Annotated in this window: 16 protein-coding genes; 14 read left to right on the top strand and 2 right to left on the bottom strand. The window is 61.2% G+C overall.

Annotated elements, in window-relative coordinates; all coding sequences use genetic code 11:
* Nucleotides 1–15: 15 nt before the first annotated feature.
* The 12 genes from carA (at nt 16) to RCAS_RS17300 (ending at nt 14,806) form a co-directional block, all read left to right on the top strand.
* A complete protein-coding gene (gene carA / locus RCAS_RS17350) occupies nt 16–1,176 on the top strand; it encodes a glutamine-hydrolyzing carbamoyl-phosphate synthase small subunit (protein ID WP_012121833.1) in 1,161 nt (386 codons plus the stop codon).
* A gap of 117 nt (nt 1,177–1,293) precedes the next feature.
* A complete protein-coding gene (locus RCAS_RS17345) occupies nt 1,294–1,767 on the top strand; it encodes a hypothetical protein (protein ID WP_012121832.1) in 474 nt (157 codons plus the stop codon).
* A 77-nt stretch (nt 1,768–1,844) separates the two neighbouring features.
* Nucleotides 1,845–5,183 (top strand): carbamoyl-phosphate synthase large subunit, encoded by a 3,339-nt coding sequence (carB, locus tag RCAS_RS17340; RefSeq protein WP_012121831.1) that lies wholly within the window; start codon nt 1,845–1,847, stop codon nt 5,181–5,183.
* Entirely contained in the window at nt 5,180–6,388 is a 1,209-nt protein-coding gene (locus tag RCAS_RS17335; protein WP_012121830.1) for an argininosuccinate synthase, read from the top strand. Before carB ends, RCAS_RS17335 begins: the two co-directional genes overlap by 4 nt.
* 391 nt (nt 6,389–6,779) lie before the next feature.
* Nucleotides 6,780–8,003, top strand: coding sequence for a bifunctional glutamate N-acetyltransferase/amino-acid acetyltransferase ArgJ (gene argJ / locus RCAS_RS17330; protein ID WP_012121829.1), 1,224 nt, complete (start codon nt 6,780–6,782; stop codon nt 8,001–8,003).
* Complete coding sequence (locus RCAS_RS25300; protein WP_157042687.1) at nt 7,984–8,433, top strand: hypothetical protein; 450 nt, start codon at nt 7,984–7,986, stop codon at nt 8,431–8,433. The genes argJ and RCAS_RS25300 overlap by 20 nt, the downstream gene beginning before the upstream one ends.
* Nucleotides 8,325–10,505 (top strand): YfhO family protein, encoded by a 2,181-nt coding sequence (locus RCAS_RS17325; protein ID WP_012121828.1) that lies wholly within the window; start codon nt 8,325–8,327, stop codon nt 10,503–10,505. The genes RCAS_RS25300 and RCAS_RS17325 overlap by 109 nt, the downstream gene beginning before the upstream one ends.
* Nucleotides 10,506–10,673: 168 nt before the next feature.
* Nucleotides 10,674–10,883: a hypothetical protein gene (locus RCAS_RS17320; RefSeq protein ID WP_041331015.1), complete on the top strand. Its 210-nt coding sequence runs from the start codon at nt 10,674–10,676 to the stop codon at nt 10,881–10,883.
* Between the two features lie 48 nt (nt 10,884–10,931).
* Nucleotides 10,932–11,294 (top strand): DUF2089 domain-containing protein, encoded by a 363-nt coding sequence (locus tag RCAS_RS17315; protein WP_012121827.1) that lies wholly within the window; start codon nt 10,932–10,934, stop codon nt 11,292–11,294.
* Nucleotides 11,295–11,303: 9 nt separating this feature from the next.
* Nucleotides 11,304–11,675: an SHOCT-like domain-containing protein gene (locus RCAS_RS17310; protein WP_012121826.1), complete on the top strand. Its 372-nt coding sequence runs from the start codon at nt 11,304–11,306 to the stop codon at nt 11,673–11,675.
* Between the two features lie 11 nt (nt 11,676–11,686).
* Nucleotides 11,687–13,699, top strand: coding sequence for an SHOCT-like domain-containing protein (locus RCAS_RS17305; protein WP_012121825.1), 2,013 nt, complete (start codon nt 11,687–11,689; stop codon nt 13,697–13,699).
* A gap of 618 nt (nt 13,700–14,317) precedes the next feature.
* A complete protein-coding gene (locus tag RCAS_RS17300; RefSeq protein ID WP_012121824.1) occupies nt 14,318–14,806 on the top strand; it encodes a hypothetical protein in 489 nt (162 codons plus the stop codon).
* Between the two features lie 5 nt (nt 14,807–14,811).
* On the opposite strand, the gene RCAS_RS17295 is transcribed toward RCAS_RS17300, so the two are convergent.
* Both RCAS_RS17295 and RCAS_RS17290 read right to left on the bottom strand, forming a co-directional pair.
* On the bottom strand, nt 14,812–17,040 hold the full coding sequence (locus tag RCAS_RS17295; RefSeq protein WP_012121823.1) for an RNA polymerase sigma factor: 2,229 nt from the start codon (nt 17,038–17,040) through the stop codon (nt 14,812–14,814).
* Nucleotides 17,041–17,236: 196 nt separating this feature from the next.
* Complete coding sequence (locus tag RCAS_RS17290; RefSeq protein ID WP_012121822.1) at nt 17,237–19,282, bottom strand: CARDB domain-containing protein; 2,046 nt, start codon at nt 19,280–19,282, stop codon at nt 17,237–17,239.
* Nucleotides 19,283–19,684: 402 nt separating this feature from the next.
* Here RCAS_RS17290 and RCAS_RS17285 point away from each other — a divergent pair, with 402 nt between their 5' ends.
* Nucleotides 19,685–21,568, top strand: a complete 1,884-nt coding sequence (locus RCAS_RS17285) for a peptidoglycan-binding domain-containing protein (protein WP_085979106.1) — start codon at nt 19,685–19,687, stop codon at nt 21,566–21,568.
* A 51-nt stretch (nt 21,569–21,619) separates the two neighbouring features.
* Entirely contained in the window at nt 21,620–22,132 is a 513-nt protein-coding gene (locus RCAS_RS17280) for a hypothetical protein (RefSeq protein ID WP_012121820.1), read from the top strand.
* Nucleotides 22,133–22,195 lie beyond the last annotated feature (63 nt).

Genomic DNA, 22,195 nt, shown 5'->3' with positions numbered 1-22,195 from the left:
TCCGCGAGGTGCAGTATGACGACACGAACATACGCAATGCTGGCGCTGGAGGACGGTACGATCTGGCATGGATATGCGCTGGGGGCGATTGGCGAGCGCACCGGTGAGGTCGTGTTCAACACCTCGATGACCGGCTACCAGGAAGTGTTGACCGATCCATCCTATTATGGCCAGATTGTGGTGATGACGGCGCCGCACATCGGCAACACCGGCGTTAACCGCGAAGATGAAGAAAGCCGTCATCCCTGGGTCGCCGGTTTTGTGGTGCGCGCCGCAAGTCCGTATGTCTCCAACTGGCGCGCTGCGCAGTCGCTCCATGAGTACCTGGCGGAACACGGTATCGTGGCAATGACCGGAGTCGATACCCGCGCGCTGGTGCGCCATATTCGCACGCAAGGCGCAATGCGCGCCGTCATCTCGTCGGAGAACCCGGAGCCGGATCGCCTGATCGCCGCTGCGCGCGCCGCGCCGTCGATGAATGGGCTTGACCTGGTGCCGTATGTGACCTGCGCTGAGCCGTACCACTGGGTCGAGGGCAATCCAGGCGAGTGGGGACCGGGCGAAACGCCAGCACAACGTGGTGAATCGACATTTCACGTGGTCGCCTACGACTTTGGGATCAAGCGCAATATTCTGCGGTTGCTGGCAGAGCACGGTTGTCGCGTGACGGTCGTGCCCGCCACCATGCCGGCTGCCGACGTCCTGGCGCTCGAACCCGATGGTGTGTTTCTCTCGAATGGACCGGGCGATCCGGCGGCGGTGACGTATGGCGTCCAGGCAGTGCGCGATCTGCTGGGCAAAACTCCTGTGTTCGGCATCTGCCTGGGGCATCAGATTCTTGGTCTGGCGCTCGGCGGCACGACCTATAAGTTGCACTTCGGTCATCGTGGCGGCAACCAACCGGTGCGTTTCAGCGATACTATGCGGGTGGAGATTTCCAGCCATAACCACGGCTTTGCGGTCGATGCGTCGTCGTTGCCGGAGGGAGTTGAGATTACGCACATCAACCTGAACGATGGGTGCGTCGAAGGGTTACGCGCGCCGGATCAACGCGCTTTCAGCGTGCAGTATCATCCCGAAGCCGCGCCGGGACCGCACGATGCGCGCTATCTGTTTCGCCGGTTTGTCGAACTGATGGAGCAGGCGCGAAACCAGCGTTCAATGTCGAGCGGTTGAACAGTGAACGCATCACGAGGCATCTGGCTCACGATGGAGAATGCTCAGCGTTCACCGACGTTGACGAACGGTTCATGTCATGGTGCATGAGATGAACCCATACCAGGGAGAAACGTCATGTCGCTCTATCAGCGCCTGCGCCCGTTCTATCGGCTTTCGCCGGAAGAGCGCATTCGGATGATGCAGGTGGAACTCGCTGCGCCGCTCGATACGCTGCGCCGCGCCATTGGCGATTTGAGCCGGTTGCGCCCGGATCAGACGGCATCATTGATGAGAGGACGTTTTGGGGAATTGCTCGATGTGTTGTGTGAGTCAATGGCGCGCCTCGATGCGCTCATCGCCGAAGGTGTCGAACGCTGCGAACATGCGCGTGTGGTCGGCGGGTTGAGCGACCATGATCTGCATGCCTACCGCCACGATCTGTTGACACCGCTCAACAACCTGCGCGGCGTCGCGCGTCTGGCGCTCCGTATCAGCGATCCCGACCTGCCCGCAGATTTTGTGCAGGCGACCCGCGACCTGGACAATGCTTCCCGCGATGCCCTCGATGTGATCGATGCACTGACGGCATCACAGGAGCGGGATGGGTGACGTAGGGGTGTGGCGCCGGCGCGCCACCCTGTGGATAGATGGCAACGTTGTGCTGCGAACAGTGAGATACATAATCAATGCCACGACGAACTGATATTCAGACGATTTTGATCATCGGCTCTGGCCCGATAGTTATCGGTCAGGCATGCGAATTCGACTATTCTGGCGTTCAGGCGTGCAAGGTGCTGCGCCGCGAGGGGTTTCGCGTCGTGCTCGTCAATTCCAATCCGGCGACAATCATGACCGACCCGCAGATGGCAGACGCCACCTATATTGAACCGTTGACCCCGGAGATCGTCGAGAAAATTATCGAGCGCGAACGACCCGACGCGCTGCTCCCGACCGTCGGCGGGCAGACGGGTCTCAACCTGGCGATGAAACTGGCAGAGCGCGGCGTGCTCGATCGGTACGGCGTGCAGTTGATTGGCGCTTCGCCGAAAGCCATTGCGCTTGCCGAGGATCGCGAGTTGTTCAAGCGCGCGATGATTGACGCCGGGCTGCGCGTGCCGCTCGGCGAAACAGTTTCGACCGTCGATCAGGCGCTGGAGGCGGCGGCGCGGATCGGCTACCCGGTGCTGGTGCGTCCCTCCTTTACCCTCGGTGGCAGTGGCGGTGGTGTGGCGTATAGTGAGGCGCAATTGCGCGAGATTGCGGATCGCGGTCTACGCGCCTCGCCGGTGACGCAGGTGCTCATCGAACAGTCGGTGCTCGGATGGAAGGAGTACGAACTTGAGGTGATGCGCGATCGGATGGACAACTTCGTTGTTGTCTGTTCTATCGAGAACCTCGACCCGATGGGCGTCCATACCGGCGACTCGATCACCATTGCTCCGACGATGACGCTGACCGACCGCGAGTATCAGCGGCTGCGCGAGATGGCGAAGATCGTCATTCGCACGGTCGGCGTCGAAACCGGTGGCTCGAACATCCAGTTTGCCGTTGATCCACGCGATGGCACGCCGCTCGTGATCGAGATGAACCCGCGCGTCAGCCGCTCGTCGGCGCTGGCGTCCAAAGCCACCGGCTTCCCAATCGCCAAGATCGCGGCGCTGCTCGCCGTCGGTTATACCCTCGACGAAATCCCGAACGATATTACGCGCGTGACGCCTGCGTCGTTCGAGCCAAGCCTGGACTATGTGGTGGTCAAAATCCCACGCTGGGCGTTCGAGAAGTTCCCCGGCGTCGATCCGACTCTCGGACCACAGATGAAGAGCGTGGGCGAGGTTATGGCGATTGGTGCGACGTTCAGCGAGGCGTTGCAGAAGGCGATCCGCGGGCTGGAGATCGGCGCTGTCGGGTTCGGTGTGTTCGCCGGGAAACGCGTGAACGCTGAAATGACGCCTGAGCCATCGGACGATGACCTGCGCACTCCGACGGCACAGCGTATCTTTCACGTTGCCAATGCGCTGCGCGCTGGATGGGACATCGAGCGGATCGCGGCGCTGACCGGCTATGATCCCTGGTTTGTGGCGCAGATGCGCGCGATCATCGACATCGAAACGGCGCTTGCGCGTTATTCGCTTGCAACGCTCCCTGTCGATCTGCTACGTGAGGCGAAGGAACATGGCTTCTCCGACGCGCAGATCGCACTCATTCTGCAACCGGACCTTCGTAATGGTACGTTTCACGTTCCGACTGAGATGGATGTGCGCGCGCGTCGTAAGGCGCTCGGCATTCTGCCGGTCTATCATCGGATCGACACCTGCGCCGCTGAGTTTGAAGCCTACACCCCCTACCTCTATAGCACCTATGCGACATCCGATGAGTCGGCGGTGACCGACCGCCCGAAGGTGGTCATTCTCGGCGGTGGACCCAATCGCATTGGTCAGGGGATCGAGTTCGACTACTGCTGCGTCCACGCCAGTTTTGCGCTGCGCGACCTCGGCTACGAGACGATCATGATCAACTGCAACCCGGAAACGGTCTCAACCGACTATGATACCAGTGATCGCCTCTACTTCGAGCCGCTGACTCTCGAAGATGTGCTTAATGTCTGGGAGAACGAGTCGGGCATGCGGGACGGCAGGGCAGGAACGCCTGTGCCAATGCTCGTGCAGTTTGGCGGTCAGACGCCGCTCAATCTGGCGAAAGGGCTGGCAGCGGCTGGTGTGCCGATCTGGGGCACCTCGCAAGACTCGATTGATCTGGCAGAGGATCGCGGGCGCTTTAGCGAACTGCTCCGGCAGTTGGACATGATGCAACCGGAGAGCGGCATGGCTGCCGACCTTCAGACTGCCCGGCGAGTGGCGCAGCGGATTGGCTACCCGGTGCTGGTGCGTCCCAGTTATGTGCTCGGCGGGCGGGCAATGGCAATTGCCTACGATGATGAAGGACTGGCGCAGTATATCCACGAAGCGACACAGATCAGCGCCGGTCAACCGGTGTTGATCGACCGCTACCTGGAGGATGCTTTCGAACTCGATGTCGATGCTGTCGGTGATGGCGAGCGCGTGGTGATCGGCGGCATTATGGAGCATATTGAGGAGGCTGGCGTCCACTCTGGCGACTCGGCAATGGTCATGCCGCCGTTCAAGGTCAGCGCCTATCACCTTTCGATCATCCGCGACGAAACGATCCGCATTGGTGAGGCGCTGCGCGTCAAGGGGTTGATGAATATTCAATTCGCCATCAAGGACGACGAGGTCTATGTGCTCGAAGTCAATCCACGCGCCTCGCGCACCGTGCCGTTCGTCGCCAAAGCCACCGGCGTGCCGCTGGCGCGTCTTGCTGCGCAGGCGTGTGCTGGCAAGACGCTGATCGAACTCGGATTGACGCGCGAGCCGCCGCTCAATGGCTTCTTCGTCAAGGAAGCCGTTTTGCCATTCGATAAGTTCCCCGGCGCTGCCGTCTTCCTCAGCCCTGAGATGCGCTCCACCGGTGAGGTAATGGGGCATGCTTCGACCTTCGGGCATGCCTTCGCCAAAGCCGAAATGGGCGCCAACCAGCGCATTCCTGTCAGCGGCGGCGCGCTGCTGACGGTTAACGACTACGATAAGGGTGCTATCGGGCGGATTGCCCGCGATCTGGTGAAATTCGGTTTTACTATCTACGCTACACGCGGCACAGCAGCCTGGCTCCACCAGCTTGGTCTGCCCGCCATCGTTGTCAACAAGGTTTCCGAAGGCTCACCCCATACCGTCGACCTGATTGCGTCGGGCAAGGTGGGATTGGTGATCAGTACCCCCCTCGGTCCACGCGCCTATGCCGATGGTCAGGCGCTACGCTCGGCTGCCATTCGCTACGGGGTGATGCTGGTGACGACCCTCACCGGCGCAGCGGCGACGGTGAGCGCCATCAAGGCGTTGCGTCAGAAGGAATTGCGCGTCCGTTCTTTGCAGGAACACTATCGTCTGACAATGACGGCAGACAGCACGATAGTGAGCACATCTCTGAAGATCAATAAGGAACTATCATGAGCAGCAGAGTCCACAAAGTCGTTCTGGCGTACTCTGGCGGTCTCGACACCAGCATCATTGTCCCCTGGCTCAAACAGAACTATGGCAACCCGGAAGTCATCTGCTATTGCGCCAATATCGGGCAGGACGACGAACTGAGCGGTTTGGAAGCAAAAGCGATTGCAACCGGCGCTTCGAAGTGTTACGTTGAAGACCTGCGTGAAGAGTTCGTGCGCGATTTTCTCTTTCCCTTGCTCCAATCCGGGGCAGTCTACGAGCGTACCTACCTGCTTGGCACCTCGGTGGCGCGCCCGCTGATTGCTCGACGCCAGGCGGAAATTGCGCTTCAGGAAGGCGCTGACGCGCTGGCGCACGGTTGCACCGGCAAAGGAAATGACCAGGTGCGCTTTGAATTGACGTATATGGCGTTTGCGCCCCATCTGAAGGTCATCGCTCCCTGGCGCGAGTGGAATATCCGTAGCCGCGAGGACGCGCTCGATTATGCCGCCGAACACAATGTTCCGGTGACAGCCACGCTCAAGTCGATCTACAGCCGCGACCGCAACATCTGGCACATGTCGCACGAAGGCGGCATCCTTGAAGATCCCTGGCAGGAGCCGGAAGAAGCGATGTATACCCTGACGACCGCACCTGAAGCAGCGCCCGACGAGCCGGAGTATGTGACGGTCGGGTTCGATCAGGGGGTGCCGGTGAGTGTCAACGGTGAGCGTCTGGGACCGGTCGATCTCCTCCTGGCGCTGAATAACATCGGTGCAAAGCATGGCATCGGGCGCGTCGATCTGGTTGAAAATCGTCTCGTCGGGATGAAAAGTCACGGTGTGTACGAAACCCCCGGCGGCACGATCCTGCGAGTGGCGCACCAGGGTCTCGAACAACTGGCGCTCGACCGCGATACGCTGCACTACAAGGATGTGATCGCCCATCGCTATGCCGAACTGGTGTACTACGGACAATGGTACACGCCGCTGCGAGAGGCGCTCGATGCGTTTGTGCGCGTGACACAGCGCAACGTTACCGGCGAGGCGCGCCTGAAGCTCTACAAGGGGAATGCTATGCTCGTCGGACGACGCGCTGCGAAGAGCCTCTACAACCCTGATATTGCCAGTTTTACCATGAGCGACAGTTACAACCAGAAGGATGCGGAAGGGTTTATCAAGATTTTCGGGTTGCCGGTGAAGGTACAGGCGTTGTTGGAAGGACGGTAGAGGCGCGCCGCGCAGTCGCCTGATGGAGCACACGGGTCTGCGCCCATCCGTGTCCTGTTGATGGAGTACACGGATCGCCACGGATCGGGACGAATGCCCACGGATCGCTGAGGGGGCATCATTCCCCAATCCGTATGAATCCGTCGTATCCGCGCCAATCCGTGTCCTATACGGCTGATGGAGCACACGGATGTTCACGGATCGGGACGGATGCCCACGGATCGCTGCGGGGGCATCATTCCCCAATCCGTATGAATCCGTCGCATCCGCGTGCATCCGCGTCCTCTACGGCTGATGGAGCACACGGATGTTTACGGATCGGGACGGATGCAGTCGTGCCCGGCGCTTGGTTCTTAGTACTCGGTTCTTGGCTCTCAACAGGGACACAACAATGCAGGCAGACACTTTCTCACTCGCATCCGGTTTTGCTGCGACGGCGACCGCCTGTGGACTGAAGCCGAACGGCGCGCTCGACATGGCGCTGATCGCAACGGACGCTCCGTGCAGCGCCGCCGGTCTGTTCACTACTAATCGGATCAAAGCGGCGCCGGTGATCTATGATCAGGATGTGCTGGCAGCGAATGCCGGTGCGATCCGCGCGGTTGTGGTCAATGCAGGCAACGCCAATGCCTGCACCGGACCGCAAGGCGACGCCAACTGCCGCGCAATGGCGGCGATGACTGCCGAACGCCTCGAATGCCGCGCCGATCAGGTGTTGGTCCTTTCGACCGGCGTGATCGGCAGGCAACTCGATATGACAAAGGTTGCTCAGGGAGTCGCCAGCCTGACCGGACCGACCGCGCACCGGGGTGCAGGCGCGGCTGCGCGCGCCATCATGACTACCGACACCCGCCCGAAAGTCGCTGCGCGCACGACCTCAGTTGCCGGAAAGCCTATCACCATTGCCGGAATGTGCAAAGGCGCCGGGATGATCCATCCCAATATGGCGACCATGCTGGCGATTGTGACGACCGATGCGCAGGCGTCACCCGCAACCCTCGATCGTGCCCTGCGCTATGCCGCCAATCGTAGTTTCAACCGCGTCAGCGTCGATGGTGATACCAGCACAAATGACACCCTCCTCCTGCTGGCATCCGGCGCGTCAGGCGTTCGGGTGAGCGATACGCCGGAAGCGGACGATTGTTCGTTTGACCAATTCACGGTGTTGCTCACCGAAGTGTGCATCGATCTGGCGAAACAGATCGCGCGCGATGGCGAAGGTGCCACGCGCCTGGTGGAAATTGTGGTCAGCGGCGCACAGGACGAGCAGCAGGCGCACCAGGTGGCGAACGCCATCGCGCGCTCGCCGCTGGTGAAAACCGCCATCCATGGCGGCGATCCGAACTGGGGGCGCATTGTGTGCGCCGCTGGCTACAGCGGCGCTGCCATCGCCCCCGACCGACTGGCGCTCTGGTTTGGTCCGGCGGACTCACGGGTTCAGTTAGTTGCCAATGGGCTGCCACTCGATGCCGACCTGGCAGCGGCTTCGGCGCTCCTGCGCCAGGACCCGGTCTTCATCACGCTCGACCTTGGGCTGGGTAGCGCGCATACGACCGTCTGGACGTGCGATTTCAGCAAGGAGTATGTTGAAATCAATGCGCACTATACCACCTGACACCGCTCGACAGAAAACCGCTATCAGTTTTGCACAGATCCTGAGCTATCACAGAGCAACGTTCTCCGCAGGCAAACCGGCGCTTCAGCGTATGAGCGTTGCGATCGCGGTCATTTGCTTAAGTGCGGTGATCTTTCTCTGGCGTCCGCTCATTGGCGGCGAGGTCTTCCTGCCGCTCGATGCACTACTGCACCTGCACCCGTGGCGCTACTCGTATGAGCGTGTGCCGGTCAATAATCACGTCTCGACCGACTCGATCCGCCAGATCTATCCCCGGCGCCTGTTGACGAACGAGATGGTGCGCCAGGGCGCCTGGACCCTGTGGAATCCGTCAATTCTGAGCGGCGTCCCACTACTTACCCGCCTGGTCTTATCTTTCTCATCGTACCGCTTGATAGAGCATTTGGCGTCTACGCCTGTGTGCAACTGATCCTCGCCGGGCTAGGCAGTTACGCGTTTGCGCGCCGCATTGGGCTGGACGAAGGACCGGCGACGCTCGCAGGCGTTGCGTATATGTTCACCGGGCATATGCTCACCTACCTGCCGTTCCCGGAATTGTCGGGCGCGACTGCGATGTTGCCGTGGTGTTTCTGGGGCATTGAACGCGCAATATGCAGCGGCGCCTGGCGGAGTTGGGCAGTTGCAGCCGCGATGTTGGGGCTCGTGGTGCTGGCGCAGATTCAACTGGCGTTTTACACGTATGTGGCGACCGGCTGTTACGCGCTGTTCCGCATCGTGCAGCGCGACGAAGGGTGCACGACGCCACGCCGGCGTCTGCTGATCGGGCTGGCGCTGACGTATGCGCTGGGTCTCGGCTTGAGCGCCGTACAACTGCTGCCCGCAATGGCGCTGTCGGCGCAGGGGCAGCGGAGCGACATCGGCTTCTCGCTGGCGCCGCCGGAAGAGCGCTTCGGCAGCATGCTACGGCTCATCTTTCCCGCGCTTGGCGGCTTCGAGCGGATCGGACCGCCGCCTGTGTGGGGACCGCCAACTTTCCAGGTTCCTTACCCCTACGTCGGACTGGCGCCGCTGGCGCTGGCGATCATCGGGCTGGCGCTGGCGCGTCACCGCCTGGCGGCGTTCTTTGGCATCTTGGCCGTGGCATCGTTCGCACTGGCGGTGCGCACGCCGCTGCTCCAGGTCTTTATTGCCCTCATCCCATCGTATCGCCAGTTCGAGGATCACACTCGCTGGTACATGGTGTGGGGCTTTGCCGTAGCCGTCCTTGCGGGCATTGCAGCGCAGCGGCTGTATACGCCCGCCGACGCTGGCGTGTGGGAGAGCGCATCCCCTGGTGCAGGCTGGCGTGTCCGACTGCCAGTTGCTCGCCTTCTGCTTCTCGTCGTTGGCGCATTCATTGCCGGATGGTCGCTCCATCATCTGGCGCTCTTCACGCCGCAGTCGCGGTTTGGTCAGTATCTGACGATGATCCGCAGCCAGCAACTGCTTCCGCCGCTCATCTTTGGCGTCATCGGATTGGCGAGCATTGTGTTCCTGCGTCTCTACCGCCATAATGCCGCAATCGCGTTTGCGCCGGTGATCGCCATTGCTGCGCTCGATATGTGGTGGTATGGCGCAGGGTTCAACACCTCGGTCCCGCCGTCGATTGCACAGCCGACGACCGATCTGACCCGCGAACTGGCAAACTATCCGCGTGATCGGCAACTTTTCCAGGTCCTTTACCCGCCGACGCGCCAGATTGCGTTCCTGCAAGCGCAACCGGGACCGTTCCGCATCCATGGCGCCGACTATGATGCACGACCGCCGAATCTGGCGAGCGCATACGGTCTGGAGGATGTGCGCGGCTATCATTCGCTCTACCCGGCGCGCTACAATCGCCTGGCGCGATTGATCGACGGCAAGGACTATCGCCGCACGAGCGAAGGAAACGTCAGCCTGCGCGCCTTCCTGACGTCGGCGTATGAACGTCCGCGATTGCTCGACATGCTCAACGTGCAGTACCTCATCTTCCCGCCGGGCAGTGCGACGGAAATGCGCTATCCCGGTCTCGAACTGGTTCACGAAAGCGATGAGGGTCGCATTTATCGCAACTCCAGGGCGCTCCCGCGCGCCTGGCTCGTCTATCGCGTCGCAACCATCCCCGATGACGATGCGCAGCTCGATTTCATGGCGCGCCCCGATTTCGATCCGGCAACTGGAGCGGTTGTGCCAGAGCCGCTGCCCGCAGTCGGACCCGCCCCCGCCATCTCCGACCCAACCCCAACCGTGCGCTATGCGCCGAATGCCGTCACTGTCATCGCTGCGCCTTCTGTACCGGCGTTGCTCGTTTTGGCGGACGCCTACTACGATGGATGGGAAGTCATCGTAGACGGCAAGCCGGCGCTGGTTGTGCGCGCCAACTATACGCTGCGCGGCGTCTGGTTGGCGCCTGGAGCGCATACCGTCGAGTTCGTCTACCGTCCGCGCCCGTTCCTGATCGGCGGAGCGATCAGCCTGGCAACACTGGTGATTGTGACGGTTGGGATGCTTGTGCGGCGATGATGGCATGCTCTTTTGAGTAGTATCTCATTGGTTTTCAAAGTATTTGGCGAATAACATCACATTAGTAATGTAAAACACCAAGATACATTGACTTTTTAGGAGAAGCATGGTAAGATATGCAACGGAGAAAGCACAAAGTGCCGGTCAGATTGAAAGGAGGTGGTTGCGATGCTGCTGACGTTCGAACAATCGCTGGATATAGCGCGCGAGCGGTATCAGACCATGCTCGCCGAGGTGTCTGAAGAGCGAAAAGCCCGGCAGGCGCGCGCCGCATCCACCCGCCGCACAATGCGCCTCGCAGAGCGCGCTCTCACCTGGCTGGGCGCACGTTTCCATGACCCCAGACGGGTCGAACCGGCGCGTGTTGCCGGCGCCTGACGGCCAACCTGCCGAATCAGGCGACTCTGAACAAAGGAGATGCCTTCCATGAATCCCCTTCTTACCACATGCCCGGTCTGCGGTGAGGCGTTGCATGTCACACGTATGGAGTGCGACGCCTGCCACACTGCAATCGAAGGGCGCTTCGCACTTGGTCGCCTGGGGCGGTTGTCGCGCGAGCAACTGGAGTTTGTCGAGTTGCTCGTCAAAAATCGCGGCAATATCAATGGCGTTGCCGGCGACCTCAAAGTCGCCTACAACACGGCGCGCAGCCGCCTCGACGACGTCGTTGCGGCGCTTGGGTACGGACCTCCCGCAGAAGACGCCCGTCCCGACCGGCGTGCCATTCTCGACCGCCTGGCGGCGAAGGAGATTTCGGTCGAGGATGCGCTGCGGTTGCTGAGATCATAGGAGCATCATATGACGACGACGGATGATCGTCTGCGCATCCTGCGGATGGTCGAAGAGGGTCAGATCTCTGCCGAAGAAGGCGCTCGTCTGCTCGAAGCCATCACCGACGATGTGGCGCGTGTTCGTGCTCGCACCGCAGCGCGCCCCCGTTCATTGCGCGTGGTGGTCACTGATCTTCATTCGCGCCGACAGAAGATCAATGTCACGATCCCCGCCAGCCTGGTGACCGTCGGTCTCAAACTGGGTGCGCGTCTCTTTCCGCGAAACGCCAGTGTGACGAATGACGACGTGCTGCGCGCCATTGAGCGCGATATGCCAGGACGAATCTTCGAGTTGCAGGACCTCGAAGAAGGGGAGCGTATCGAGATTTTTGTAGAATAGGAGTAAGGAAAATGCCAGCCAGATACATATCTGTCGGTGATGCGCCGCGCATTCGCTTCGACCGTTGCACTGGCGCGCTGCGTGTCGAGCCGGGTGAGTCCGGTGTGCTCGAGGTCTGGGTTGAAGAAGAGCACGAAATTGTACTGGAACATGATGAGCAGGGAGTCGTGATCCCCGGCGACATCGAGGGCGATCTCCGATTGCGCGCGCCGACGGCCGCAACCGTTTCTGGGGGAGTCGTTGAGGATGCTGTTTTTGTTTCCGGCATCGCGGCATTTACCCTCGACTCGGCTCAAGACGATGTGCGGATCGAAGGTGTCGGCGGCGTGGTGACGCTGGGTGATGTCGAAGGTGATCTTGCCATCAACCGTGCTGCGGCGGTCAGGGTTGGCGATGTGGCGGGAAATGCGCAGATTGCGGCAGTAGATGAAGCGATTGTGGTGCGCCGGGTCGAAGGTGATCTGACCGTCAGCAGCGCCGGTTCAATCGAAGCGCAGGGTGTCGATGGTGATCTGCGCGTGGTGGATGTGCGCGGCGCGGTGTTACTTGAGCGCATTGCCGGTGATGTGCTCGTCGAGCGCGTCGGCGAACTGCGGGTCGTTGAAGCCATCGATGGCGATGTACAGGTTAATCGGTCGGGGACGGTCGCGTTAAGCGATGTCGCCGGCGATGTCGGCGTCGATGAAGTACAGAGCCTGATGGTTGGCGCGATTGCCGGAGACCTCCACGCCAGCAGCGTGTCGGAGGTCGTGCGCTTCCGCGATCTGGATGGTGACCTGCGCCTGCGCCGAAGCGATCGCGTCGCGGTCGAAGGAGGAAGCATCAGCGGTGATGTGCGGGTTGACCAGGTGCGTAGCGTGAAGCTCGGTTCGATTGGCGGTGATGCAGATATGCGCAATGTCGGCAGCGACCTCAGCATCGGCAGCATTGGCGGTGACGCGACGTTCATTGACATTGGCGATGATCTGAAAGCCGGTGGTATTGGCGGCGACCTGATGCTGCGCAATGTGAAGAGCGCAACCCATGTCGGGCATGTCGGCGGCGACCTGACGCTGGCAATGGAGTTCGCTCCGAATAGCGTCACCCGGCTGAATGTCGGCGGCGATGCGCGCATCGAATTACCGTCCGACGTGAGCCTGACAGTGCGAGCAACGGTTGGCGGAACGGTTCGGGGTCCCGGTATCACTGCCAGTGGCGGGATGTTCAGTGCGGTGTACGGTGAAGGGGCAGCGTTGCTTGAGTTGTTTATCGGCGGTGATCTGTCGCTGCGCGGAGCGACGCCGCGCAGCAGCAGCTCGATGGGGGAGGGCGCTCCACATCCCGCGAGCGGCTCGCGCGCTCCCAACGACGACATCGGGCGCTGGGCGGAACGGTTCGCCGAAGAAATGGGGCGCTGGGGCGAGCAGTTTGGTCGGGACATGAACCGTTGGGCGGAGGAGTTCAGCCGGGAGATGGGTGGGCGCAGCGACGAGTGGGCACGTCGTTCGCAGCGCAAAGCCGAACGCCTTCGCCAGCGGATCGAGCGCGAGATGCGCGAAGCGGCAGAACGCGCTCGTGAAACTGCGCAACGCGGGGGGCATCCCCGCGAGGTGCGCGTGCGTATTAATGACCGTGAATGGCGGTTCGACGAGGAACGACTGGAACGGATGAAGCGCGAAGCGGCAGCCGCCGCGCAAGCCGGGATCGTTGGCGCGCTTGAAGCGGTCGAGCGTGCACTGGAAAGCATGGGCATCCCGCGAACGCAACCACCGGCGCCACCTCCGCCGCCGCATGCGCCGCCTCCGCCGCCTCCGCCGCCGCATGCGCCGCCTCCGCCAGCAGCGGCAACCGGTACAACGATTCGGATTAACGGCGAGCCACCCTCCGGCGAATCCACGCCGGTGACTGTTGATGAAGCGCCGGTGCAGGAAACCGCGCCGTCTGGGACGACCATCGAAGAGCAACGCGCCGCCATCCTGCGCATGGTTGCCGAGGGACGGATCACGCCGGAGGAGGCTGACCTGCTGCTCGAGGCGCTGGGTTAGACCAATGACGATTGAAGATGCCGCATGCGTGTCATTCCGAGTCCTTCGCTTCGCTCAGGGTAAACTCAGCGAGGAATCTGTGCGGGTCGCGCACGACCCCTCGCGCGGCTCGGGGTGACCATGCCGGATGGTCACAGGGAATTGGTATGAGGAGTTATCCTCGTAGTGATCGCCAAGATAACCTGCATTGCCCTGGCGGTTCGTCACGCGGTGCGGGTATCCATACATCGCCTGTACGCTCGTGTGGGCGCCCATGCAGGATCGCCTCAACCTGCCAGCAGGGGCGTCCACGCAGAGAGACTATCAGGTGAAGCCTTCTGACGCCGTATTGGGCGTCCTTGTGCATCGCGGTTCGTTGTCATCGCAGCGGCGGGGACGCAGACGTTCGGTATGCCCTTCGCCCTCGCCGGTTGCGCCTTAACCCTGGTTCTTCACCGCCGGATTGGGGAACGGACGGAACATATGTGCGTCGGCTGCTTGGAAGGCATGGGGACGCACCGTTCCGAGCCGTGCGCTTGAGCCATGTGCAGCCTTCAACGGTCAACCTCGCTTGCCTCTTGCCCCTCGTTCACCATCGCAAAGTGGTATAATTGGCAGTATGGGTTGCAGGAGCGCACGATGGACAGGTATATGCCGGATGACGTGAGCGCCGAACTGGAGCGCCTGGCGGAGGAACAGATTATCGACCTCGATGCCGATGCGGAGGATCGCGTCCGACGCGGTCGGCAGCGTCGCGCCCGCGTAGCCACACTGTACGCTCAGGGAAAACTTCAGACCGAGCGTGATTTCTACCATGCGTCGCTGGTGATGCTCTACGGCGAAGAACCGGCGCACTGGGAACTGGCGCGTCTTCTTGCCCGGCGCGCTGCTGATCTGGGTGATCCGCGCGCGTGGTCGATCATTGCTGCGGCGTGGGACCGATCGCTGCTGGCGCGCGGTCAACCGCAGCGCTTCGGCACGCAATTCATCCGCGAAAATGGACGCTGGACCGTTGGGCGCGTCGATCCGAACGTCACCGACGCCGAACGCGCTTTCTATGGCGTACCACCGCTCTGGGTGCAGCGTCAGGCTGCCGAACAACTTCAGCGCCGCGAGGAAAATCGCTGAGATGCTCAGCGAGGTGTTGAGTCAGTTGCGTCAGCGAGAAAAAACGCTCGTTGCTCTTCATACCGCTGTGGCGTTATCACGCCAAGCGACGCCACTATCTTCAACACCTCAGCGCGTGTATATCCTTGCGCTTCTATATCTAGAGAAGCCATCGATTCCAACGGAAACGGCTGCACATCTCCAACGCTCTTCTGACGTTGTGGCATCTCATCGCCGCTTCGAGATGCTGCCTCCAAAGGCGGACGCACGTCCACAACCAACGGCTGGAGCGGCAAATAGCGCCCTCCTTCGTCTCCGGGCGCTTTCCACAGCGGCGACTGTCCATCCACAATCAGCACCCGATAGTTCCAGCGCACGCCTGGACGTAACCAGACTCCATACGGTCCTACACGCAACTGCTCGACATCAGTGCTGGTGAATGCTTCAAACGCCGGCGTATCGGCAATATATGCTGCTCTGATGATCAACCGTCGCCCTGCGCCGATGTAGATCGCAATATACCGGGTGGTACTACTCCATATCTCATCCTTAATCATCGGCAGGTCGCGCGCCAGGATCGCCTCGACGGTATCGGACGGTGGATCGGGAAGCACAATCATCTCACGCATTGCCTGTTCGAGCGGGATGATCGCCTCTGACGGGAGGAGCGGAAGATAGGGCGAGGCAATTTCGTTCCGCGCGGTGAACGTTCCCCGCCCATTCCAGGCGAATGCGATGCCAAAGATGCGCGCTTCATCGCGTGGATCCACTTCGCGCCCACCGTCGAATGCCCAGACGGTGCGGCTCACCTGCTCCCCTTCGGAAGGACCGATCAATTCACGGATTTCACGTAGTGAACCGGTCACTCCATCGATCACCAGCAGGATCGTGGCGCTCGAGTCGACCGTGTTCGGTGCGTCGGGTGGGAAACCAGGCAGGCTGACGCCGCGAAATCCGATCACTTCGACCTGTGTGCCGTCGTCGAGTTGCCGTCGTCCCCAACGCTGCAACTCTGCCGTGTGCGCCTGCGCCAGATAGAGGCGCGGTGTCACCCATGCCCCGCTGTTCAACCGTGCCTGCAACAGACGCTGCCGCATGTCGGCATCAGCACTGGCGCGTATGCCCCATGACTCCTCGCCTTCGAGCGGCAATCCCAGAGTTGCGCTGTATGCTGGCGCCACAGCGTACCACGCCTGACTGCGACTATCGACGAGTTGAAATTCGTAGGGAGCGCCTCCCTGCTGGTGGACCAACTGAATTCGGTGCTGCCCGGTTTCACGGTCGATCCAGAGATCGCCGCGCAGGTAGGCATACGTCTGGTCGGCAAAAGTCCAGCGTATGAGATATCCGCCTTGCCAGCCTCCCTCGCCAGGCGACGGAGCATACAGGGTCTGCTCCGCGCGCTCGATCAATTCATGAAGTGAGAGGATGGGAGCGGTTGGAGGCGACTCTTCTTCGACCTGACCACGGGGCCAGATGATTAGCGCTATCAGGAACATCACTGCCAGCGGCAGGAATGCACGGCGCAACCACCGGCTTTCGATCAGGCGTCGTCTGATTGGACGTGGATCAGGACGCGCCGCGGCTATCGTCTGCGCCGCCACATCTTCCGGCAAACGGATTGGACGCAACGCACCGCGCAGGGTCTCTTCTACCTGCATCACTACACTTCGCCAGTCGCGCGCCGCCTGCCGGCACATCGCGCAGAGCGCCAGATGCCCGCGCATCGTGGAACTGGCATGCACTACTGTCGGGTCGAGTGTGAGGGCCGCGCGCACAGGGCGGCACTCCTCTGGCGCCTGATCCGGGTCGAACATAGACCGATCAATCGCCGGATCAATGACCGGTAGTAGCGACAGAAGCGCGTCTCGCACCAGGGTGCGCCATTCCTGCCCGGCGATGGTGTACGATGAACGCTCCTCTGCATCGAAGGAATGGAGCGCTGCCATCCCCAACGCCAGTCGTTGTGCGTGAGGCAGGCGCGCAATCGTGGCAAGCAATGGGGCGTCTTCGGCGGTGACGCCAGGCGCGCCTACCCAGCCGGGTAATCTGTTGCGACGGAGTGAGTTGTGTCGCGTGTGTGCGAGTTCGTGCAGTGCTTGGGCCACATTGAGCACACTGGCGGGATCGCATTCACGAAAACTACGAGCAACGCGCCGCAGCAGCGCATGTGCCGCTGCTGGATCAGGCGTCAGCAGGATCGCCAGACGGTAAAGGTCGTCACCATACTGGCGTATGATCTGTTCAAAGGACATCTGGTTGACTCGGATTTCGCCTGCGCGGGCTGACCGCGCTGGAACGGTTCACGTTGCAAAAACCATCAGCGTCGGGCTGGCGCGGTGGATACCGGATTCTTGTTCGAAGACGCCACCTGCCTGTCGAGATGGTACACACTGCGACATCTCCTCCATTTCACTCTCCACCTTCCACCTTTTCCCATTCCACTGACCACTACTCGACAAAGACGTAATGCTCTGCGACCGTTGCATTTCCCGCAGCGTCGCGTGCGGTCAGGCGGATACGATGCATGCCCGGCGCAGGATGGTCTAGCACCAACGTCTGCCCTGCGCCCACAGGCGCGCCGCTGATATGCCAGGTGAGATCGTCAAGCGCGCCATCCTCACGATCCGAGGCTCGCCCATAGAGGAGGAGCGGCGCACCAACCGGTAGTGTTGCAGGACCATCGATCCATACCTGCGGCGGCGCATCGGATGCAGCCATTCCAGTCGCTCCGTCGATGGTGAGCGTGGCGCCGCCGGATTGCACGACCTCGAACCGTCCCTGCCCGCCGCCTGGAAGCGCGTCCGGCTCGATGATCAACCTCCCGCCGACCAGATCGATGCCGAGGGTCGTCCAGTGGATGCCATCGTGCGTGTAGCGCACCAACGTCGGTGTAGCCGCGTTCGACCAGGAAAGAACCCGGGTTGCGCCCTCCTGAGTGAGTGTGGCCGATGCGACTGCCGTTGGCGCGACAACCTTGCCGGTTGCCTGCTCCGCAACGACCGTGCCATTGTGTTTCAGGCGCACCCGCGCCACTGTTCCCGCCGGCGTCGGCACGACGGCAATGATCGAACGATGGATGTGGTCGTGATCGTGGTGCATCAGATCCTCATCGTAATGGTATAGTCCCTCGACCTCGACGGCGGCGGTGGCGTGGGTGTCAAGGACAGTTCCGGCAGCGTCCAGCAATTCGATAGTATACTCGCCAGACTGCGGTGCGTCCATGGTGATGTGGTCGAGCGCATACACCGGTTCCAGCGCTGTTGCGCCATCTGCTGCAATCTTTGCGCGCACCAGCAGCCCCGATCCGGTCTGCGCGACGCCAGCGCCGTAGATGCGCTGATTGTTCAACAACCCCTGGTAAGTGAAATCCGAAACCCACTGCGGTCGGCAGTAACTCATCAAGTCCCTCGTGTTGTCCGGCGCCGCTGAACTCCAGACACGCGCGCGGCTGATGTCCAGACCATACACGTCTGGTCCAATCGACCCATCCGCATAGGGAAATGGCTGCCGGGGATCGCCACTCACGCCGCATGGCGCATGGTAGCGCCCCAGGTTGTGCCCGATCTCGTGGGCTGCCAGTTGACTGGCAGCATCGGCAGGGCTTGTCAGATCAAGCCCGAGCGATGTGCGCAACCCAATCCAACCGATGCCTGCGATACCGCTACTGAACCAGCGGTCATTGCCGTTTGCGATTGGTATCAGACCATAGTACACTCGTGATGATGGCGCTCCATCACTCCGCCAGACCGATGTGATCATGTCGAGGAGCCGCTCCCATTCATCGCCGCTCCGCAGGTCGCCGGTGAATGATATCGGCGCACGCAGCCGTACTGTGATGCCACTGATCGGGTAGGCGCGCATGATCCAGTCGCTGACGGTGTCGCGCGTTGGCGCCGGGTAGGTGCGACCATTCGGCGTATGGGTGTACAGGATCGGCACAATTGTCAGATCAAGCGGCGGCGCCGCCAGGAACTCTAGCGCGCGCGTCAGGCGATTGTTCAATTCATTCGATTCTGCGACCCGGTTGTCGGGATCGACGACGATCGTAAGGTGTACGTTGCCCGACAGCCATTCGGACGGAAGGGCGATATTGAAACTGCTGGCGTAGTTCCCGCGCGAGGCGCTCGTTGTGACCGTGCGCGGGTTGGAGCGACGCGGCGAACCGGGTAGCGACACACCGCCGTGCGTTGCAGAGACTTCAACGATCACGTTCGAAAGTTCTGCGACGCCGGATACGGTCACGTACACCCGCGCCACAGTCGCGCGCCCGGCAACCAGCGGCACGCTGTTGCTGCCGTTCTGTACTGATTGGGTGATCTCAACCTGGTTGAGCACCAGATCGACCGCTGCGGGTCGCGTGACGAACGGGAGATAGACCGATGCGCCGGATAAGGGGTGTGCCACATTCGCGCGTACCGGTGGGTTGCTCACGGTCAGAAGGAATACAGGCGCCACTATCAGAATCAGCGCCAGGAGTGAACGGCGTGGATGCATGCAGGCTCCTCTCTTCTTGCTGAGTTGGTATGCGGCATGCGAGTTTGACGTGTTGCGTAGAGGTTTCTGCCAGGAATGAGTGCACAAGAGCGCTCATTCAGAACCGGCCGGTGGTTGCAAGGCGGGTTGTGCTGCTTCAATAGTGTATGGACAGGTTCATTCTATCATGTTTCGTCCTATCGGATGAGTGTTCACAAAAGAGGGTTATATTTGTCTGATGTATCACGAACGACGGAGAACGGCGCTTATCGATGAAGTGATCACTATTTGAGGGTCTTGATCTTCGTGGCGATGTGATCATATAATGATCGCCATTCCGGGTGTTTTGTGAGCAACTGACACGAATATTGCACACACCGCTATTTGGGCTGATAGTCGTTCGCAGGTGAAGTCCGCATGCGTATGAAGAAGCCGCTATCTGCCCGGTCTTCTGAACCGGCAGATGGGATCGCAACCGTCTGGATCAACCAGTTGCGGCAAGGGCCAGCTCCACCCGCAATTGCTGAGGAGGCGCCGGTCACGCCAGAGCAGCAGCGAGACGGTGATCGGGCATTCGGGCATCACTTCGGCGACTTTCGCCTCCACTCCGGCGCAGAGACAGGACTGACGCCTGCGGCCCCGCCAGTCGCACCGTTGACTGCGTTTCACCGTATCACCATTCAGACCCAACGCTCTCCCCAATCATCGCGTCCTACCCTTCGCCAGGGATCGTCCCATGCGGAGGACATCACATTCCTTCAGGAACGATTGAACAGTGATGGCGCCACGCCAGCGCTCGAGGTCGATGGCATCTTCGGTCCGCTCACCGATGCCGCGACGCGCGAGTTTCAGCGTCGCCACGGACTGATCGTCGATGGCATCGTTGGCCCACAGACATGGGGCGCTCTCAATGCCCTCGAGCGGGCAGGCATTGCTGGACCGGAAGATGTGATGAGTGGAACACGTCCGGTGACCGCTGAACAACACCTCGAGGTCGAGCAGGCGCTGCATCCGAATGCGCAAACCTCCGGCGGCTCAGTCACCACGCCGCCGATGACTGGCGCAGGGGTTGGCGGCGAGTTTGAACAGCACATGATCGCGGCGCTCGATACGCTGATCAACGATCGAGTGAACCCCGAAAACGAAATGCCCGCTTCGCCAGACCTGATGGACCCGATTCGTGAGATCGCCGATGCAGCGCAGCAGACGGTGGAAGATTTCTACGCTCGCTATATTGTGATGGCCAGCCGCACTCCAACCGGTTCGTACCATCCCGGCAGCTTTCGCATCCCTCTCGGCGATGCGTCCACGCGCCCCGTCTCGCGGGAATATGCTGCCGGCTGGGTCGACTATTTTATGTCCGAGCCATCCTATGAGCCAAGCCAGGTGCTGACCGATCACAACGTCGATACATCGCGCGACCGCCCGGATCGCGCCGAGTATACCCGTGTGCGCGATCTCTATGTCAGTAATGATACACGGTTCCATAACGTGCGCAATGTGATTCGCGGCTGTCCCGCCGAAGCCGGAACGGGAACCGTGTTTGTTCAGCCGCGTGAGTATCAGGGGCTGGTTGGCAGGTGGGCGCTCTTCAAAACCATGATGCACGAGTTTCTGCATCTGGTGACCCATCCGAATTATAGTCGCGCTGCGGCAGCGGTTGGCGGCAGTGCGCGTCAGGCGCTGATCGAAGGATTTACCGACCACTTTACGCTCCAGGTATGGCATCACGTGCGCGACTCACTGGAGGCGAATCGCGCACTCCGCCAGCGTGTTGAGGGAAATCTGTTCCAACCCGATCTGGATCCCACCATCCTTGAAGATCCATCAACATATTCTCAGGAAGCGCCGGAACGCATCGTTGCGGCTGTTGGCGAGGAAAATGCCCGGGTGGCTTATTTTATGGGACATGCCGATCTGCTCGGGCTGGGTGCAGGCACACTGAGCGAGGCGCCGTTGACGGGCATTGCAACCTGGGAACCAACCGATAGCAACACCGCAGAAGAGTACACGGTCCGCGCCGGCGGCGAGACAGTCGCCCAAATTCGTGAGCGCACCAATGCAGCGACCATCACGGAACTCGATGGCACTGAGGTGGTCGATGACACGCAGCGTTTTGCCGCCGGTCATCGCCTGCACATTCCAGGCATTCGCTGGTATCGCGCGATCGCCGAAGATACGCGGGCGCAGGTCGCCGGGCAGCATGGCATAACGCTTGATCAACTCGAACGGGCAAACGGCTGGACGCACCGCCGCGGCAATACGCCGATCCCGGCGGGGACGCGAGTGCTGATTCCGCGACACTAGAGATCGCCCTGCTTCTGGGCTGCGTCCGATGCCAGCAGGTGAGGGGAAGAGATGTCCAGTCTTGAGATTGCGCTGCGCGGTGACTGGCTGCACTGGGATGGGCTCGAAGCGGGCCTGACAGATCAGGCGCTGCGTCATCTGCTTGGCCCCGATGTTATCGCGGAGGCGCGTGAGCCAGCCAGACTGTCGCTGCAACTGGTCACCCGCCAGGTCTACCGGCGCAGCGCGCCTCCGCACATGGTGGTAGCGTGGTTCGAGGATGCCGGCGATCGCCTGCTCTTGATCGAACTCGATGAACCCCCGTCTTTGGCGTCGCTTGACGAGATTGTGTCAGCCTGGGGACCGGCGGATCGCGTCGCTCCTGGGCGCTCCATCGTCCTTGGCGCAATGACGACGGAATATGTTTACCTGAGCTGCGGCATCGCGTTGACGATTGCCGAGTCCTATGACGATCCGCCTTCGTTTGCACCACGCATCGCGCGCGTCCGCCTCTTCGTACCGACCGATCTCCAGGGTTTTCTGGTGCGTTTGGGTGGAGGCGATCGGAATTACGGACCGCGCTGAATCGCCGTCAAGACCCTTGAGGTCGGGCAGCGCCCTGGGAGGAAACGAGAACCGTTCCGTTCT

It is taken from the genome of Roseiflexus castenholzii DSM 13941 (genome assembly GCF_000017805.1).
In the GTDB taxonomy this organism is placed as follows: Bacteria; Chloroflexota; Chloroflexia; order Chloroflexales; family Roseiflexaceae; genus Roseiflexus; species Roseiflexus castenholzii.
The sequence above is the reverse complement of the archived record's forward strand: the minus strand, read 5'-3'. Positions and strand labels throughout refer to the sequence as shown.

Bases quoted from the DNA above. Each gene is read 5' to 3' on its own strand.
- carA (WP_012121833.1), top strand. From the start codon at position 16: ATGACGACACGAACATACGCAATGCTGGCGCTGGAGGACGGTACGATC.
- RCAS_RS17345 (WP_012121832.1), top strand. From the start codon at position 1,294: ATGTCGCTCTATCAGCGCCTGCGCCCGTTCTATCGGCTTTCGCCGGAA.
- carB (WP_012121831.1), top strand. From the start codon at position 1,845: ATGCCACGACGAACTGATATTCAGACGATTTTGATCATCGGCTCTGGC.
- RCAS_RS17335 (WP_012121830.1), top strand. From the start codon at position 5,180: ATGAGCAGCAGAGTCCACAAAGTCGTTCTGGCGTACTCTGGCGGTCTC.
- argJ (WP_012121829.1), top strand. From the start codon at position 6,780: ATGCAGGCAGACACTTTCTCACTCGCATCCGGTTTTGCTGCGACGGCG.
- RCAS_RS25300 (WP_157042687.1), top strand. From the start codon at position 7,984: ATGCGCACTATACCACCTGACACCGCTCGACAGAAAACCGCTATCAGT.
- RCAS_RS17320 (WP_041331015.1), top strand. From the start codon at position 10,674: ATGCTGCTGACGTTCGAACAATCGCTGGATATAGCGCGCGAGCGGTAT.
- RCAS_RS17315 (WP_012121827.1), top strand. From the start codon at position 10,932: ATGAATCCCCTTCTTACCACATGCCCGGTCTGCGGTGAGGCGTTGCAT.
- RCAS_RS17310 (WP_012121826.1), top strand. From the start codon at position 11,304: ATGACGACGACGGATGATCGTCTGCGCATCCTGCGGATGGTCGAAGAG.
- RCAS_RS17305 (WP_012121825.1), top strand. From the start codon at position 11,687: ATGCCAGCCAGATACATATCTGTCGGTGATGCGCCGCGCATTCGCTTC.
- RCAS_RS17300 (WP_012121824.1), top strand. From the start codon at position 14,318: ATGGACAGGTATATGCCGGATGACGTGAGCGCCGAACTGGAGCGCCTG.
- RCAS_RS17295 (WP_012121823.1), bottom strand. From the start codon at position 17,040: ATGTCCTTTGAACAGATCATACGCCAGTATGGTGACGACCTTTACCGT.
- RCAS_RS17290 (WP_012121822.1), bottom strand. From the start codon at position 19,282: ATGCATCCACGCCGTTCACTCCTGGCGCTGATTCTGATAGTGGCGCCT.
- RCAS_RS17285 (WP_085979106.1), top strand. From the start codon at position 19,685: ATGAAGAAGCCGCTATCTGCCCGGTCTTCTGAACCGGCAGATGGGATC.
- RCAS_RS17280 (WP_012121820.1), top strand. From the start codon at position 21,620: ATGTCCAGTCTTGAGATTGCGCTGCGCGGTGACTGGCTGCACTGGGAT.